The organism is Ignavibacteriota bacterium (genome assembly GCA_019637995.1).
Taxonomy (GTDB): Bacteria; Bacteroidota; Ignavibacteria; order Kapaibacteriales; family UBA2268; genus JANJTB01.
The window spans coordinates 719,074-735,420 of the sequence record JAHBUQ010000001.1 but is presented as its reverse complement, the minus strand read 5'-3'; the positions used below and the strand labels follow the sequence as shown (position 1 = coordinate 735,420).

The 16,347-nt window shown below is 33.6% G+C and carries 15 protein-coding genes; 5 read left to right on the top strand and 10 right to left on the bottom strand.

Going from position 1 to position 16,347, the window contains the following annotated elements; all coding sequences use genetic code 11:
- Positions 1–169 precede the first annotated feature (169 nt).
- The 4 genes from KF896_02905 (at position 170) to KF896_02890 (ending at position 5,996) form a co-directional block, all read left to right on the top strand.
- Positions 170–1,546, top strand: coding sequence for an OmpA family protein (locus KF896_02905; protein ID MBX3042642.1), 1,377 nt, complete (start codon positions 170–172; stop codon positions 1,544–1,546).
- Positions 1,547–1,655: 109 nt separating this feature from the next.
- Positions 1,656–2,942, top strand: a complete 1,287-nt coding sequence (locus KF896_02900; GenBank protein ID MBX3042641.1) for a hypothetical protein — start codon at positions 1,656–1,658, stop codon at positions 2,940–2,942.
- Between the two features lie 27 nt (positions 2,943–2,969).
- Entirely contained in the window at positions 2,970–4,307 is a 1,338-nt protein-coding gene (locus tag KF896_02895) for a saccharopine dehydrogenase NADP-binding domain-containing protein (protein MBX3042640.1), read from the top strand.
- 120 nt (positions 4,308–4,427) lie between these two features.
- On the top strand, positions 4,428–5,996 hold the full coding sequence (locus KF896_02890) for a sodium-dependent transporter (GenBank protein MBX3042639.1): 1,569 nt from the start codon (positions 4,428–4,430) through the stop codon (positions 5,994–5,996).
- A 297-nt stretch (positions 5,997–6,293) separates the two neighbouring features.
- On the opposite strand, the gene KF896_02885 is transcribed toward KF896_02890, so the two are convergent.
- The 5 genes from KF896_02885 to KF896_02865 all read right to left on the bottom strand — a co-directional run bounded on the left by KF896_02885 (position 6,294) and on the right by KF896_02865 (position 9,000).
- Positions 6,294–6,566: a PIN domain-containing protein gene (locus KF896_02885; protein ID MBX3042638.1), complete on the bottom strand. Its 273-nt coding sequence runs from the start codon at positions 6,564–6,566 to the stop codon at positions 6,294–6,296.
- Positions 6,567–6,648: 82 nt separating this feature from the next.
- Positions 6,649–6,816: a hypothetical protein gene (locus tag KF896_02880; protein MBX3042637.1), complete on the bottom strand. Its 168-nt coding sequence runs from the start codon at positions 6,814–6,816 to the stop codon at positions 6,649–6,651.
- 119 nt (positions 6,817–6,935) lie between these two features.
- Positions 6,936–7,205 carry a type II toxin-antitoxin system VapC family toxin gene (locus KF896_02875; GenBank protein ID MBX3042636.1) on the bottom strand — a complete coding sequence of 90 codons (270 nt, stop codon included), beginning with the start codon at positions 7,203–7,205 and terminating at the stop codon, positions 6,936–6,938.
- A gap of 105 nt (positions 7,206–7,310) precedes the next feature.
- Positions 7,311–7,580 (bottom strand): hypothetical protein, encoded by a 270-nt coding sequence (locus KF896_02870; protein ID MBX3042635.1) that lies wholly within the window; start codon positions 7,578–7,580, stop codon positions 7,311–7,313.
- 67 nt (positions 7,581–7,647) lie between these two features.
- Entirely contained in the window at positions 7,648–9,000 is a 1,353-nt protein-coding gene (locus KF896_02865; GenBank protein MBX3042634.1) for a T9SS type A sorting domain-containing protein, read from the bottom strand.
- 171 nt (positions 9,001–9,171) lie between these two features.
- On the opposite strand from KF896_02865, the gene KF896_02860 reads away from it, so the two are divergent.
- Positions 9,172–9,978 carry a DUF1338 domain-containing protein gene (locus tag KF896_02860; protein ID MBX3042633.1) on the top strand — a complete coding sequence of 269 codons (807 nt, stop codon included), beginning with the start codon at positions 9,172–9,174 and terminating at the stop codon, positions 9,976–9,978.
- A gap of 12 nt (positions 9,979–9,990) precedes the next feature.
- Here the strand turns inward: KF896_02860 and mnmA are convergent, their stop codons facing one another.
- From mnmA to KF896_02835, 5 genes are all read right to left on the bottom strand, one after another.
- Positions 9,991–11,052, bottom strand: a complete 1,062-nt coding sequence (mnmA, locus tag KF896_02855) for a tRNA 2-thiouridine(34) synthase MnmA (protein MBX3042632.1) — start codon at positions 11,050–11,052, stop codon at positions 9,991–9,993.
- Positions 11,049–11,813, bottom strand: coding sequence for a hypothetical protein (locus KF896_02850; GenBank protein ID MBX3042631.1), 765 nt, complete (start codon positions 11,811–11,813; stop codon positions 11,049–11,051). Before KF896_02850 ends, mnmA begins: the two co-directional genes overlap by 4 nt.
- Positions 11,814–11,815: 2 nt before the next feature.
- Positions 11,816–12,595 (bottom strand): ATP-binding cassette domain-containing protein, encoded by a 780-nt coding sequence (locus KF896_02845; protein MBX3042630.1) that lies wholly within the window; start codon positions 12,593–12,595, stop codon positions 11,816–11,818.
- A gap of 3 nt (positions 12,596–12,598) precedes the next feature.
- A complete protein-coding gene (gene rnr / locus KF896_02840) occupies positions 12,599–14,737 on the bottom strand; it encodes a ribonuclease R (protein ID MBX3042629.1) in 2,139 nt (712 codons plus the stop codon).
- A gap of 131 nt (positions 14,738–14,868) precedes the next feature.
- On the bottom strand, positions 14,869–16,311 hold the full coding sequence (locus KF896_02835) for a hypothetical protein (GenBank protein ID MBX3042628.1): 1,443 nt from the start codon (positions 16,309–16,311) through the stop codon (positions 14,869–14,871).
- Positions 16,312–16,347 lie beyond the last annotated feature (36 nt).

The following is a 16,347-nucleotide window of genomic DNA, read 5'->3' as shown; positions in this document are numbered from 1 at the left end:
CACTTAATAATAATTACACATTAATATAAATTTCGTTGCAAAGAAAAATCAAAAAATATTTATTCAAATAATTAATTTAAAATTATGTTGTTTAAAAAAATATTATTATTTTTAAGTATAAACAAATTCCATTTTTAGAATAATCAAAAGTATTAAGAAGGTTAATGTAATGAATAGAGCATTTTCTCTTTTCGCAGTTTTATTATTAATAGTTTCATCTTGCCAGGTATATAAAGGTGAAAAAGAAGCTGTTTTGCCTGATTTGGCACCGCCTCCCGGCTACAATCCACAATTTATTGTAGATGTCAGGGATGTTAAGAACCATGAAATAAAGGAACCGCAAGTAATCATATCACGTGTTGAAGCTAAGAATTCCGACAAAGTGAAAATGTATGTACATTTTATTGACCAGTCAAGTTTTTATATGACCGGAGCTGCAACAGCCGACTGGTTAAAGAAATGGTGTAAAGGAACAGTTATTACTAACGGAGTTGAAGTTCCACTTGAAAAAATGACTGTCCGCGAGAGCACTATAAAAGACCGCAAACCAATGGCACTGTCTGTAGTTATGGACCTTAGCGGTTCGATGGGAAGCGACAGAGCTTTTGCTTGTCAGGATGCAACGATAGATTTAATCAAATCTATGAAGAATACAGACGCTATGTCAATTATCAAATATGACGGCAAAGTTTCTCTGGAGGTTCCTCTGACCACATCCCAATCAATTCTTCTTGCCGGTATGAAACGAAATGGTCTTGAAGGTTTCGGTGGCATGACAGCGGTTTCAGATGCTACTATGCTGGCAATTGAAGAAGTTGCAAAAGCTGATAATGCGATGCAAAGAGTTGTTATGGTATTTACTGATGGACATGATAATTCGTCAAAATTTCCTGTGAATGATGTAATTAAAAAAGCAATTGAAAATAATGTTATTGTTTGCGCTGTGGATTTTGGGTATGGAATAAACAAAGGCTTTATGGAACAATTTTCGAATGGAACCGGAGGAATTTATCATCACATATATCAAAAAGATGAGTTCAAACTTGCTTTTGATGATTTATACAAAAGATTCGAATATTTCTACGTTGTTGAATTTGAACAACCTGATTTTGGCGACCACAAGATTGTTTTGTCATTATGTCTTGAGAATAAAGTTATTTCTGACACTGTATCTATCAACAACCTGCCTGATATTGGTTTCATCAATCTTCTTGCTGTATATTTCGACAGTGATAAATCCACAATAAAGGGCGAGTCAGCTAAGGCAATTAAAAAAGTAGCTTCTATGATGAAACTTTATCCCGGAATGGCGATTGAGCTGAGGGGACACACTGATTCAAGTAATCGTACCGGTGACCCTAATCACAATATGAAGCTATCGCAATCAAGAGCTGATGCTGTAAAACAAGCTCTTATCAAAGAAGGTATTTCAGAAAACAGAGTTACATCTAAAGGATTTGGTGAAACAGAACCGATTGCCGATAATGATACGAATGAAGGTAAAGCAAAAAATCGCCGTACAGAGTTTGTAATACTAAGAAAATAATAAATATACTCTTAAAGTAAGATAATTGCGATATTAGTTTATTATTTTGTTTAAAATTATTACTTTTGAAGTGTATGATTTAGCAAAATAAATAAAAATTAATATTATGATGAAAAAAATCGGCATAAGACACGAAGATAAGTATTTATCGGAAAAAAGAGTTCCACTGATACCTGATGATATTAAATCACTTACTGAAAAATATGAAATTGAATTTAAGATTGAAAGCAGTGGAAAAAGAATTTTTTGTGATGAAGAATATCAAATAGTCGGCGCCAAAGTTGTAAACAACATTGACGATTGCGATATAATTCTCGGGGTCAAAGAAATACCTGTAGAAAAACTTCTCCCTACAAAGACTTATATTTATTTCTCACATGTAATCAAAGGTCAGGGCTACAATATGCCGATGCTGAAGCGATTAATTGAGCTGAACTGCAATTTGATTGAGTACGAAAAAATCGTAGATGAAGCCGGAAGACGTCTGATATTTTTTGGAAGATTTGCCGGACTTGCTGGTATGATAAATACTCTTTGGTCATTGGGACAACGATACTCAAGACTTGGAATAAATACCCCTTTTTTGAATATTAGACAAGCTCATACTTACAAGTCACTTGATGATGCTATATCAGATGTTAGAAGAGTTGGTGATCTGATACGCAAAGATGGTCTTCCTGATGAAGTTCTGCCTTTTATAACTGCTTTTACAGGTTATGGCAACGTGAGCCGAGGAGCATGGGAAATATTCGACCTTCTTCCCTACCAAGAAATATCTCCCGAAGAAATTCTTACAGCAGAAGTTGATAAACACAATTTATACAAAGTAGTATTCAAGGAAAAAGACTTAGTTGAAAAGATTTCAGGTGAATTTGAACTTCAGGATTATTATGACAATCCATCTGATTACAGAGATAAATTTCATCGCTATTTACACAAATTGTCTTGCGTAGTAAATGGGATGTATTGGGATGAACGATATCCTCGAATAATTACAAAAGATCTTCTGAAAGATTTATTCGAAAGCAATCATCTGAAACTTGCTGTAATTGGTGATATTACTTGCGACCCCGAGGGCTCAATCGAATGCACACACAAAGGCACAGAAATTGAAGACCCTGTGTTTGTTTATAATCCATCAACTCAAACTTCAGTAATGGGATTTGATGGCGACGGTGTGCTTGTAATGGCAGTAGATATTTTGCCAAGTGAACTTCCAAGAGAGTCTTCAATTTCTTTCTCTAACGCTTTAAGTGATTTCATCCCTGAAATTGCTGAAGCAGACTTCAATGCAAATTTTAATGCAATAAAATTACCTCTACCAATAAAATCAGCGTTAATATTATTAAATGGACAATTAACTCCGGACTATAAATACCTTTCGGAGTTTCTATAAATAAGTAATTATATTGAGAAAAAACCAATGAAAAAAATTTTAATTTTGGGTGCAGGACTGTCTTCATCCAGTCTGATTAAGTATTTGCTTGATACAAGCGATGAATTTAATTTAAAAATAACTGTTACAGCTCTTGACATTAAAGATGCCCAGAAAAAAATCGGTGGACATCCGAATGCCGTTGCTTTAGAATTTGATACAGCACATATCAAAAAGCTGCCCGAGCTTATAGCTGATTGTGATGTTGCAGTTTCGCTACTTCCTGCAAAATATCATCCAATAGTTGCCCGTGAGTGTCTTCGTCAGAAAAAACACATGTTCACAACATCTTATGTATCACCAACTATGCAGAAATTAAGTAAGCAGGTTAGGGAAGCAGGACTGCTATTTTTGAATGAATGTGGAGTTGATCCGGGAATTGACCATATGTCTGCTATGAAAATAATTGATGAAATCCGCTCAAAAGGTGGTAAATTAATCAATTTTGAATCCAATACAGGCGGGCTTGTTGCCCCGGAATTTGACAACAATCCATGGCACTATAAATTTACTTGGAATGCCCGCAATGTCATTCTTGCAGGGCAGGCAGGAGCAAGATTTTTACATAATGGTAAAGTTAAGTATATTCCCTATCAGCAGCTTTTCAGCCGAACCGAGATTGTGCAAGTTCTTGATTATGGTGATTTTGAAGTTTATGCAAACAGAGATTCATTTCTGTATAAAGATATTTACGGTTTAGATGGAATACAGACATTATTTCGTGGTACGATGAGGCGACCGGGTTATTCAGATGCATTCGACTGTTTTATTAAAATCGGTCTTACGGATGATAACCTGATATTGGAAAACTCTGAAGAACTAACAAACAGGAGTTTTGTTGACTCATTTCTTCCAGAGAATCCCGAATTATCTGTTGAAGAAAATTTATGCAGATATCTTGGAATTACGCAAGAAAGTAATGAATTTCAAAAAATGCAATGGCTAGGTTTATTTGAAGATGAACCTATTAAACTAAAAAGAGCATCCGCTGCAAAAATTCTGCAATCTGTTATTGAAAAAAAATGGCAGCTTGCGGAGCAGGAGCTCGATATGGTTGTTATGCAGCATCAGTTCATTTATGAACTTGGTGGAAAAAAATTTGAACGGAAATCCTCACTTGTTGTAATTGGTAAAGACAGAACACATACTGCTATGGCTATTACAGTTGGAACTCCGCTGGCTATTGCTATAAAACTATTTTTAACCGGAGAAATTAAAGCTTCAGGTGTAGTAATTCCCGTTAAACCAGAAGTTTACAATCCAATACTTGATGAATTAGAGCAATATGGTGTAAAATTTATTGATGAGGAAAAAGAAATTATTTAGCTGTATTAACAAAATAAAATCAAAAAATTTGGTATAATTCAAAAATATTTATACTTTAAAATTCTTAAGATACACAATTTTGATAAGTTATTTCAAAATTGTGTTTTTTATTCCAAAATAATATCACAGATTATGCAAAGAGAACGTTGGGGTACGCGAATTGGATTAGTACTTGCTATGGCAGGTAATGCAGTTGGTCTTGGCAATTTTTTAAGATTTCCTGTGCAGGCAGCTCAAAATGGCGGCGGAGCCTTTATGATTCCGTATTTTGTAGCTTTTTTACTTTTAGCAATTCCACTAATGTGGATTGAATGGGCTACAGGAAGGCTCGGCGGCAAACATAATCACGGTTCATTGCCCGGTATGTTTGATGTAATGTGGAATCATCCATTTGCTAAGTATTTAGGCGTATCAGGACTTTTTGTTTCAACTATAGTGATGATTTACTATTGCTATATCGAATCCTGGACTTTGGGTTTTGCTTATTTCTCACTTACTAAAGAGTATTTTCAGTATGACTCTCTCTCTTCCATGGCATCATTTCTTAATAGCTATCAGGGAGTTGAAACCGGGCACTTTGATGGGATTGGTGTTGCTTATTTATTTTTAATCATAACAATATGTGCTAATTTTTATGTGTTGTACCATGGAATAAAAGGAGGTGTCGAAAAATTTGCAAAAATTGCAATGCCCTTACTACTTTTATTTGGTATATTTCTCGCAGTTTATGTATTTACTATTGGAACTCCCGACCCGTCAGTACCTGAAAACAATGTCTGGGTAGGATTTGCATTTATCTGGAATCCTGACTTTTCTGCATTATCAGATGCAAAAATCTGGCTCGCTGCCGCTGGTCAGGTATTTTTTACTCTCAGCGTAGGTATGGGTACACTTCAGGCGTACGCAAGTTATCTCAGAGAAAATGATGATATAGCTCTTAGCGGACTAAGTACTGCATCAATAAACGAATTTGTTGAGGTTGTTCTTGGTGGATCTATTGCTATTCCGATAGCTGTAGCATTCTTCGGTCTTACAGCTGCAACTTCAATAGCTCAAAGCGGCGCCTTTAATTTAGGTTTTGTGTCAATGTCAGTCGTTTTTCAGAATTTACCATTTGGTAATTTTCTTGGTTTTATATGGTTCTTTCTCCTGTTTTTCGCCGGTATAACATCATCTGTTGCGATGGCTCAGCCGATAATTTCATTTTTGAAAGAGCAATTTGGATTCACTCATAAAAAAGCAGTAATTGTGATTGGAATTTGTATTTTTGTATGTGTTCAATTTGTAGTACTTTTCCTAAAATTCGGATTCCTTGATGAGCTTGATTATTGGGCTGGTACGTTCGGACTCGTTATTGTTGCATTATCTGAAGTAATTGTATTTGCTTGGATTTATGGTATGGATAAAGGTTGGGAAGAAATAAACAAGGGGGCTGATATTAAAATTCCACGAATTGTCTATTATGTAATTAAATATGTTTCACCTCTATATATCGGATTCATACTTGTATATTGGACAATTGAAGATGCAATTCCAATTTTACTGATGGAAAAAGTTCCGGTTGAGAATGTTCCTTATCTTTGGGGTGCAAGATTAATGATGATAGCCCTTTATGCAGGCTTTACATGGCTTGTTTACAAAGCTTGGAAACTAAATAAACACAAATTTACTTATCATACACAAGGATAAAAAATGAGCGGCGAATTTACAACTTTGGGAATTATATTTATGGTAGCAGCTTGGACAATCGTGATTTCGGTAATGTCATACAGCACGATGAAAGTACTCAATAAGAATAAATTTGGTGATGAATAATATCATAGTTTTTTAAATTATCTAATTTTAAATGTGTTTTTGAGTACAGGGTGCAGTAGTCAGGGTACAGGAATTCTCAAGAGATGAGAGTCGAGTTTTCAACTCCAAAGAGTTGAAAAAATGCAACATCTCACTCCACTCTCACTACCTGATAATGCAAAACAATTTTTACTATATTTCAAGGATTAATAAGTCAAGTTCCTTAATCATAGTAAATCTTTTATCTGCTGTTACTAAAGGCAATTCGTAATTAATAGAAGTGGCGGCTATAATAGCATCAGGAAGTTTTATGTTATATTTTTTTCTTAAATTAATTGTTGTATCTTTGATTTGTGTGTTCCATTCAAAATAAAAGCAGTCATTTATCAATGAGCGAAGTTTTGCTTCAATTGATTTGGTAATACCCTTGTAACCAAGTAATTCTACCTCGCTAATAAAAGATATTCCAAATTAGTAATCAATCAAATAGTTTACAATATCATTTCCTTCATGTACATATATCAGGAAATTTGTATCCGCAAGAAAATCAATTTTCATTTGCTCTGACTTCTTGTTGATACTTCAAACCATCAATATTTCTACGCAACTTACCGAAATGTTTCGACAGATTTCCACTTTTATCTGATTTCTCAGGTTTATCAGATAACGATTTATTAGATTTCCGTAGATTTATTTTATCAACAGCAACATTCATATCTATACCTATAATAGTTTTATTTTAATAACTAAAACGTTAATTCAAAAATATTATTTTCACTCCCCTCTCACCACCTGATATTGCAGAATTATCATTGAATAAAAAGTATAATATAATCATTTTTTATATGGCTGAATAAGTTCAATATTTGGGATTGATTTATAGTGTTTGATATTAAATGTGTGTAGAGCTAAACCTGATTGAATTGAAACCTGAGCTATTAAAATATCAATCAATCCGATATTACTTTTTAATTTATTTTTAGCAAATAATTCAACTGCTTGATTTGAAGATTCTGCATCAAGCCAAATAATATGAAATTTTGAAATAAATTTCTGAATTTTACTGACTTCTTGTTTACTCTCACAACCTTGAATAAGTTCCAAGGCAGTAAACCCACTTATGGCGATTTTGTCATCTAATTGAGAGACACTCTATTGCATGGCTATAATTTATGAGTATATCAATTAATATATCGGTATCAAGTAATATCATATATTTCTATTTTGGGCTTTATTTCTCAAATTATCAGCAAAAGCTAAAGAATCTTTAATATTTTTATTCTCCCAAATACCAATAAACTCTGAATCTGCAAGTGTTTTGCCTGTAAAAAATTTATTTTGCGAGTCAATTTCTACATTTTTTGTATGTGTGTCTTTCCTTTTTATTTTAAAGAAGTACTCATACACATCCGATATTTGCTTTTCAGTAGCAAAAATTAATTTTTCTATTAACCTGATTTGCATTTCACTTGTTTGCATTTTAATAACTCCAATAATTTATTAAATATTGACGGCATATTTACTTTTTTATCGTATTTATGATTCATCACTCCCCTCTCACTACCTGATAATTCAAAACATTTTTCCCACAATAAACTTTTACAGAATATACGCCAGAAGGATACTGCGTAAAGTCAATTGTTAGCAGATTGTTTGTCGCTCCAGTAATTTCTGTTGAATTGACCAATCGCCCGCTTGTATTGTATATTTCATATTTACTTGAATTTATACAATTTAAAGGAATATTAACAATTCCAGAAGTAGGATTTGGGTATATTATTTCTTGTGGTTTATTTTCAAGTACATCGGTACCAGGCTGATATTGGAATTTTGTAATCGAACGAGAACTAGTTCCAATAAAGTAATTAGTGATCTGGTTATAAATTGCATTATATGCTGATGGAACCCCTATTTCAATATTACTTTTTTCAAATATCTTTGACTTGCTTTGAAAGTCAAGTATTCTTAAAAAGCCATTTGCCATACCAAGCACTTTGGCTTCATTGTCAAAAAATACTATATTAATAGGACCTGCATAAAATTCTTTTGATAAAGCAAAAGTTGAATCAATTATTCTTTTCTCGTTTATACTGTAAATACATAACCCATTAAAAGTTTCTTTACCAAATTCCTGATAAAACTGTCCTGTAAAGTATATTTTGTCAGTATTCAGTTCAGAGAATTTTACATCTGCCGGATCACTCCATTCTTTACTTGATGGGTCGGAAATATATTTGTCAACAATCTTCTGCCGAGAATCAAGCGACCAAACCATAAGTTTAGATACTCTTCCTTCATTCATTACTGCCAAGTACTTGCCGTCATTGGAAACCGCAAGATTTACAAGCAACAGTTTTTCGTCCTCTGCTGTTGTCAGTTCTCCAACTGGTTGCAAGGTTTCCCTGTCAAATATCAGTATTTTTCTGTAACGAACCCAAGTTCCAATAACATCCTTATCCCCTTTTAGTATAGTATAAATGTAGGGTCTGACAGGGTCAACTTTCATTTCAGAAAAAGAAACTCCGTAACCTTCTTCATCTTCAGGAATAACATATTCGCTTATTAAACTCATATCATTCACATTGCGTAATTGCAATGTTTTATAGCCGTATATAGGTAAAATTGAAACAATTCTGTTACTATCAGGTGTGAACTCAATTCTCCAAGCTCCGAAAGGATACACGTTAACTTTACCACCATCTTCACAAGAGCGAACCTGAACATCAAAACCAGTGCCTACAATAAATTGTTCTTCACCCGGCATAAACTTAAGGTCGTTTATTTGTGTAGAATCAATAATTGTCCTCCAGTTTACCGTAATCTCTACGGCACATACCGGATTTGAGTTAGAAAATAGCAGCACCAAAGCCGCCACGAATAAAAACATTTTGTGTTTCATGATTTATTACCTATTTCAAAATACTTTTTCAAAAATAACAAACTTTTCAATCATAGTAACACATAAAAATGAAAAAAATCTCAAAATATTATAAATACATCAGACATTTTTGAAATTAATAATTATATCGCTTCGTCTTAGTTTTTTTGTAAAATTTATGATAATTATAATATGAATTTGAATTTGATATTTGAAAAACTTTGGGAAATTTATACAACCCAAAACCCTGCAGTTCAAAATGTATATGATTTATTCAAGTCAGAAGGTGAAGAAATCATCAATGACCACATTGCATTCAGGACGTTTAATCATCCCAAAATTAATATTGACAAACTTGGAGAAGTATTTATAAAAAACGGCTATAAATATATTCAGTCATATGAATTTCCTGAAAAAAAGCTATTAGCCAAGCATTATGAAAATCCTGATATAGCCGATTCACCAAGAGTATTTATTAGTGAACTAAAGATAGAGGAATTCAGTGATTTTCTCCAAAATACTGTTAACGGTTTGGTATCAGCAATGCCGAATGAACTTATCAATTCCAATAATCTAATTTTTTCGGGAAATGTATGGGGAGTGCCATCCTACAAAGTATATGAAGCATTAAGAAGCGAGTCAGAATATGCCGCATGGGTCTATTATAATGGATTTGCGGCAAATCATTTTACAGTTAGTGTAAATCATCTTAAGAAATATGATACTATTCAAAAAGTAAATGAATTACTGAAATCAAAGGGATTTTTGATTAATGATTCTGGTGGCGAAATAAAAGGAACACCTGAAGAATTGCTTGAGCAATCAAGCATCAAGTCTGAATTATTCGAAGGTCATTTTCTTGAAGGAGAATTTGACATCACAGGGTGCTATTATGAATTTGCCAAAAGATACACTGATTCAAACGGTAAATTATATTCAGGATTTATAGCAAAATCAGCAGATAAAATCTTTGAAAGTACTGATTTGTATAAAAAATAATTTTTGAACATGTCAATTACCAACTTGCTCAATAACGCCTCCGCCAAGGCAGTAGCCGTCTTTATAAAAAATCGAGAACTGTCCCGCACTGATACCTTGGTCAGGCGTGGCAAGGTTTACTCTGACCTTACCATTACTAATATAATCAATTGAGCAATCATTTTTTACGGGACCATGTCTTAGCTTAACTTTAAGATTAATTGCCTCAGGCGATTCAGGAATCCAGTTTACATCACGGCTGTTGAATATATTATGAGGAATTTTTTCAGTTTGATTATCACGAGAAACATAAATTATATTGTTTTCAATATTTTTCCTTACAACATACCATGGACCACCGCTAAGTCCTAAACCTGTTCGCTGCCCAATGGTATGAAACCAATAGCCTTTGTGATTTCCCAAAATTTTGTTTGTCTCAATTTCCCGAATTTCACCCTCCAACTCACCGAGATGAAACTTAATAAAATCATTATACTTGATTTTTCCCAAGAAACATATTCCCTGACTGTCTTTTCTGCCTGAAGTCGGCAGAGCAAATCTATTTGCTAATTCCCTGACCTGAGGTTTTGTAAATTTTCCGATTGGGAAGATAATTTTAGATAGCTGCTCCTGATTCAGATAAGTCAGAAAATAAGTCTGGTCCTTTACAGCGTCAGGTGATTCTTTCAGATAGAATTTTCGGTTGTTTTCCTCGATTTGGGCATAGTGTCCGGATGCTACTTTTTCATAAGAACTATCAATTTTGCCGAAAAACTGTCCAAATTTAATATGTCGGTTGCACATTATGTCCGGGCTGGGTGTTCTGCCTGCTTTTAGCTCAGAGATTGTATATTCTACAACTGTATTTAGATACTCCGCCTGCATATTAATAATCTCTAACTTGACTCCAAGACTATCGCACACACTTCGGGCATACTTCAAATCTTCTTCCCATGGACATTCTCCAAGAAATGCAAGTTCATCTTCAAGCCAAATTTTCAGATAAAATGCAGTAACATCATACCCCTGCTCTTTCAACAAACAAAGTGCTACAGAGCTGTCAACTCCGCCAGACAATAAAACAGCTACTTTCATATTTTAGTATCATCAAAATTAACGTAAAAAATTATAAATGCTACAACAAAAAAAGATGTTATAACACTAACCAGATTTGTATATAATATTTTTACAAATATTGAATCATGCAAAAATGAATAAGGGAACCCAAGTATGAGTGTCGTTATTACTGAAAAAAGAATGAATGATGCAACATAGTAAAAAACTTTTGCCCATCTGCCATTGACTATAGCATAGCTCTGTCTCATAGATTGATACAGATTTATATCTTTAAACGAAAATATATAAATAGCAAATGACCAATAAACTAAATATAGGATAATCGGAATCAGCAAAAGTAAAAAAATAGTTGGGAATGTAATTGAAAAATACATCCAAATATTAAAGCAAACAAAGACAAGCACAAGCATCAAAGTATTAGTTGTGAAATAATTAAAATATCGCTTGAATATTTCTCCAATTACAGCACCTAAAGAAAAATTATTAGTATAAAGCTTACGCTTTAATGCAATAGCAACTGCTATGTTGCCGATAAAACTCAAATAGACAGCGATATTCATAGCACCAAAAATTCTAAACCAACTTTGGTAATCAGCAGGGTCAAATTCGGACAGACTTGTGATTGGAAAAAAAGCCAGAAAAATATTCAAAGGCAAATAAACTATGAATGCAAGCGGAAAAAGTGAGCGATAATTTTGCCTGTAAACTTCCCATGAGATAGAAAAAATCTCACTTATATAGAATTCTCTTTCATATCCTTTTTCTCCGGCTTTGGTCATACCTAACCCCGAACAAATCGTTCAATAAATTCTGCCACAACCTCATCCTTGCTGTTTTTAATTCCTTCTACATCACCATTATAACGAAGCTTACCATCGTGAATCATTGCGACAGTTTTAGCTATTCTGAATACTGAAAACATATCATGGGTTATAATTACTGAAGTAACATTTAGCTTATTGGATAATTCAGCTATTAAGTCGTCAATTTGTTCTGATGTCACAGGGTCAAGCCCTGTAGTTGGTTCGTCGTAGAAAATATATTTGGGATTGCCCACAAGGGCACGCGCCACACCAACTCTCTTTCTCATCCCACCTGATAAATCCGAAGGTTTTTTATTTTTGAGAATTTCCCACTCTTTAATGAATTGTACTTCGCCTACTTCTTCAATATCAGGCAATAATTGCACAGCAGAAATAACTCTGATAGCCTCTTTTTCAAGCTCAGCTAAATTGCGATTTCCATGCTCGTACATACCAAGTACTGTATTTTCGAATACATTCAGAGAATCAAAAAGTGCAGCACCCTGAAATACAAAACCCATCTGCCGGCGTAATGCAAATAGTTCTTTTCTGTCTAATTTGTCAATTTGTTTAGTGTCAACTTTTACAGTGCCGGAATCAGGTTCAAGCAAGCCGACTATATGCTTTAGCAATACACTCTTTCCCGAGCCTGATTTTCCGATAATACAAGTGGAATCACCTTCCGGTATATTCAGCGATACACCATCTAAAACGACTTTCGGTCCAAAACTTTTGTATAAATTATCAATTTCTATCATTTGTTAATGTTCATTTTGTTCTATATATGCTAAATCTATAGTGCGTTTATCAAGATTAACTTTAATAATTTTAACTTTCAAACGAGTTCCAAATCCAAAAATTTTCTTATGCTTACGTCCTACAAGTCTGAATTTTGCCTCATCAAAGACATAATAATCATCGTTCAAATCTCTAATGTGCAGAAGACCTTCGGCATAATTGCCATCGAGCTGCACAAATAGACCAAAACTGGTTACACCAGAAATAGTACCTTCGAATATTTCGCCTACCAGACCACTTGCCATTACCGAATGAGTAAGTTTGACCGATGCGCGCTCTGCATCCATAGCAGTTCGTTCAGTTTCGCTACAATGCTTTCCTGCATCGCGACAGAAAACTTTCAGATAATTCAGTCTTGATGTATCCGGCAGTGCTTTCATGTATTCTTTTAGCAATCTATGAACTATTAAGTCAGGATAACGTCTGATAGGAGATGTAAAATGAACATACTCATTAAATCCAAGCCCGTAATGCCCAAAATTGGTTGGTGAGTAAGCTGCTTTTGCCATTGACCTGATTAAAACCTGATGTACAATTGGTTTTTCAGGTAAATTCTCAAAGCTCTGAAGCAATTTATTAATATCTTTTGAACTTGGTTGTTTTTTAAGAGAAAATTCGGTCATAGTCCTAAAAAATTCAATAGCATCAGTAAGTTTTTTCGGGTCGGGTTCTTCGTGCACTCTGTATAAAGTCGGGAGATTGCCTGCTTTCAGATATTTTGAAGCTAATTTAGTAAAATAATTCGCTACAGTTCTATTAGCAATCAGCATACATTCTTCCACAAGAGCAGTAGATTTTGTTGTTTGCCGAACTTTTACTTCAACAGGATATTTATTTTCATCAAGTACAAATTTGTACTCGCGTGTATCAAAATTAATACTTCCTTCCCTATAGCGTTTCTTTCTCAAAATATCACTGAGTTTATATAATTCGAGTATAAAATCAGCATTATCGCCTATTCCAGTTTCAATAATTTCAAGGACTTCATCATAATTATACCTGCGTTTACTGATGATTATGGATTCATGCACTTCGTAATTTTTAACTGCACCTTTTGGAGTAATTTCCATAAAACAAGAAAAAGCCATTCTCGGCTCATTCGGCTTCAGGGAACATATTTCATTTGAAAGTTCTTCAGGTAGCATTGGAACAACACGGTCAACCAAATAAATACTATTACCTCTGAATCTTGCTTCAATATCAAGTCCTGAGTTTTCTTCAACATAGTGGCTCACATCGGCAATATGCACACCAAGCCAATAGTTGCCGTTTTCAAGCATCTTCAGCGAAAGAGCATCATCAAAATCTTTTGCATCAACAGGGTCAATTGTTATGATTAGTTCATCTCGCAGATCAAGTCTTCCGGCTGGTTTTCTCTTGCCGGGAGCTTTATATTTTTTCGCTTCTCTTATAACATCATCAGGAAATTCTTCAACTATCTCAAACTCTTTAATAATTGAGTCATACTCAACAACCGGAATTCCAGCCTTACCAATAACTTCAGAAATTTCAGCAGTAGGGCTTATTGTAGGGTCAGACCATTTCAGGAATTTCGCTTTAACTTTGTCACCGACTTTTGCTTTATTGAGTTTCTTGTCCGGTATTAAAAAATCTACATAATAATTCGGGTCATCAGGTACGAGAAAATAGAAATAGCCGTTATTATCGAGAGTACCTACAATCTCTGTTTTGCTGCGATTAATCACTTGTAACACTTCGCCTTTTGGCTTCTTGCCCTTTTTAACTGCATGAAGTTGCACTGTGACTGTATCTCCATCGAGAGCTGTATTATAAAACCTTTCTTTGATATTAATCTTAGCAAAATTCGGGTTTTCTGTTTCAACAATTGCCTTGCCATGGTATAACTTGAAAATGCCTTTTATTGTTGACTCATCTTGAAATTTCTTTAAAGCTATTCTCCTTCTTGGCAATTTCTCAATTAGTTGCTTTTCAATTAAATCATCAATAGTATCTTTAAGAATGAAATACTCATTTGAATCTGATTTTATTCGCAATATTTTGGATATATCGCTGATTCGTACAGGATAGGTCTCTTCCCTTAACAAATCAAGGATTTCTTGGATTAGTTCTTGTCTTGTCATAACTTATTTTAATAAATAAATAATTGATTAATGCATATAGCAATTAACAAACATTTAAATATAGACTAAAAAGCTATAACTTAATTGTAAGAAAATGGTATTTATGTTGTTGTAAAAGAAGTATTTCTTACTCAAAGTCCGAATTTTTCACTAAGCTTTTTCAAAAGATTTTTATCCTTCATTAATTTTTCCATAGCAAGTTTTGTTTCAAGTCCACCCTTTTCAATACCAAGCTTTTTAGAAATCTCTGATAGTTTTTTCTTATCATTGGGAATTGAAGTGCTATTCAAACTTTCAATATTTTGAGTCTTAATTCTTCTTTGTTCTTCTGCAAGGTGCATTGCAAGTTGCAGTTTAGCGTTGACATTACTCTGACTTTCCGACTTTTTATAGCTCTCTGCAGGTTTGCCGGTTATTGATTCAATGACATCGCCTAATTTATTTATTTTGTAATCATTTATGACGCCAGACTGATTTTCTGGATTTGAATTCTCATTTTCCTTGTTATCAGATTTAGTATTAACACTTACAGAGGAATATTTATTATTCAGAATATTAGGGTTCACCTTAGCAGTTGCTTCTTTTAGCTTATCTTCAAATTTTTCAACAGGCTTGGAGCTTCTGCTTTCAATCTGAGTCCTTCTCCATTTGAAATAATAAAATATTAATGCAATAAATGTACCGCCCACAATCACTAATGCATAATAAATATATTCTTTAATATCTGAAAAAAGACTGTTGCTTTGCTCACTATGGCTTGTACTGTCCTGAAGTGAAATTTCAATATCTGAAAATGTGCTGTCCAAAACAGTAATTGAGTCTTTTGTAGTTATATTTAAACTGTCAAAATTAATCTTATTTAAAAAACTTAAATCCAATAGATTACTATCCAATAATGTTTCACTCACTGAAAATACTGCAGAAACATCTTTACCTGTCTGCATTTTGAACAATTCAGAGAAATATTTTGACTCATTGTTCATTCCAAGTTTCGATAGAGATACAGCAAGACCGGCGAGTGCATCAATATTAGTGGAGTCAAAATTATAAGCGAATTCATAGGATTTGTATGCTTCGTATGTGTAACCTGTTTCAAAATAACAATTTCCTAAATTGAAAACTGATTCATAAACTCCATTTTTTGCAGCCTGATAAAAATTTCTTAATGCCTCATTGAGTATTTTATCCTCATAAGCCAGTAAACCCATTCTAAAATTTTCTTCTTCAATACTTAGCATATCCCATTGAAAAACATCAATAAAAATTCGGTCGGTAAAAGCTCTTTTGGAAACAGTATAACCGCGTTTATCTTTTGTTTTAATATTAACAATAGTTTTCCCGTTTTCATTTCTGAGATACACATCAGAAATTATACCAAGTCCGCTAATCTGACTTAACTTCTCATCGTATCTAACAGCGTCTAACTCAATTTTTATCAATGTTTTATTATCAGATAAATGAGAATTTATATTATCAGGTAATGTATCAAATTGAATTATTGCACGATTCAGCGGATTGATACTAATGGACTTAATTTCTGCGCTATAAAGTACTTTCGCAGAAGTTATAAACATTATAATTATTAATATATTAAATAATTTATACAATAA

What these genes read in the sequence shown, in the direction of transcription:
- KF896_02905 (MBX3042642.1), top strand. Translation starts at nt 170, where the DNA reads ATGAATAGAGCATTTTCTCTTTTCGCAGTTTTATTATTAATAGTTTCA.
- KF896_02900 (MBX3042641.1), top strand. Translation starts at nt 1,656, where the DNA reads ATGAAAAAAATCGGCATAAGACACGAAGATAAGTATTTATCGGAAAAA.
- KF896_02895 (MBX3042640.1), top strand. Translation starts at nt 2,970, where the DNA reads ATGAAAAAAATTTTAATTTTGGGTGCAGGACTGTCTTCATCCAGTCTG.
- KF896_02880 (MBX3042637.1), bottom strand. Translation starts at nt 6,816, where the DNA reads ATGAATGTTGCTGTTGATAAAATAAATCTACGGAAATCTAATAAATCG.
- KF896_02870 (MBX3042635.1), bottom strand. Translation starts at nt 7,580, where the DNA reads ATGCAAACAAGTGAAATGCAAATCAGGTTAATAGAAAAATTAATTTTT.
- KF896_02865 (MBX3042634.1), bottom strand. Translation starts at nt 9,000, where the DNA reads ATGAAACACAAAATGTTTTTATTCGTGGCGGCTTTGGTGCTGCTATTT.
- KF896_02860 (MBX3042633.1), top strand. Translation starts at nt 9,172, where the DNA reads ATGAATTTGAATTTGATATTTGAAAAACTTTGGGAAATTTATACAACC.
- mnmA (MBX3042632.1), bottom strand. Translation starts at nt 11,052, where the DNA reads ATGAAAGTAGCTGTTTTATTGTCTGGCGGAGTTGACAGCTCTGTAGCA.
- KF896_02850 (MBX3042631.1), bottom strand. Translation starts at nt 11,813, where the DNA reads ATGACCAAAGCCGGAGAAAAAGGATATGAAAGAGAATTCTATATAAGT.
- KF896_02845 (MBX3042630.1), bottom strand. Translation starts at nt 12,595, where the DNA reads ATGATAGAAATTGATAATTTATACAAAAGTTTTGGACCGAAAGTCGTT.
- rnr (MBX3042629.1), bottom strand. Translation starts at nt 14,737, where the DNA reads ATGACAAGACAAGAACTAATCCAAGAAATCCTTGATTTGTTAAGGGAA.
- KF896_02835 (MBX3042628.1), bottom strand. Translation starts at nt 16,311, where the DNA reads ATGTTTATAACTTCTGCGAAAGTACTTTATAGCGCAGAAATTAAGTCC.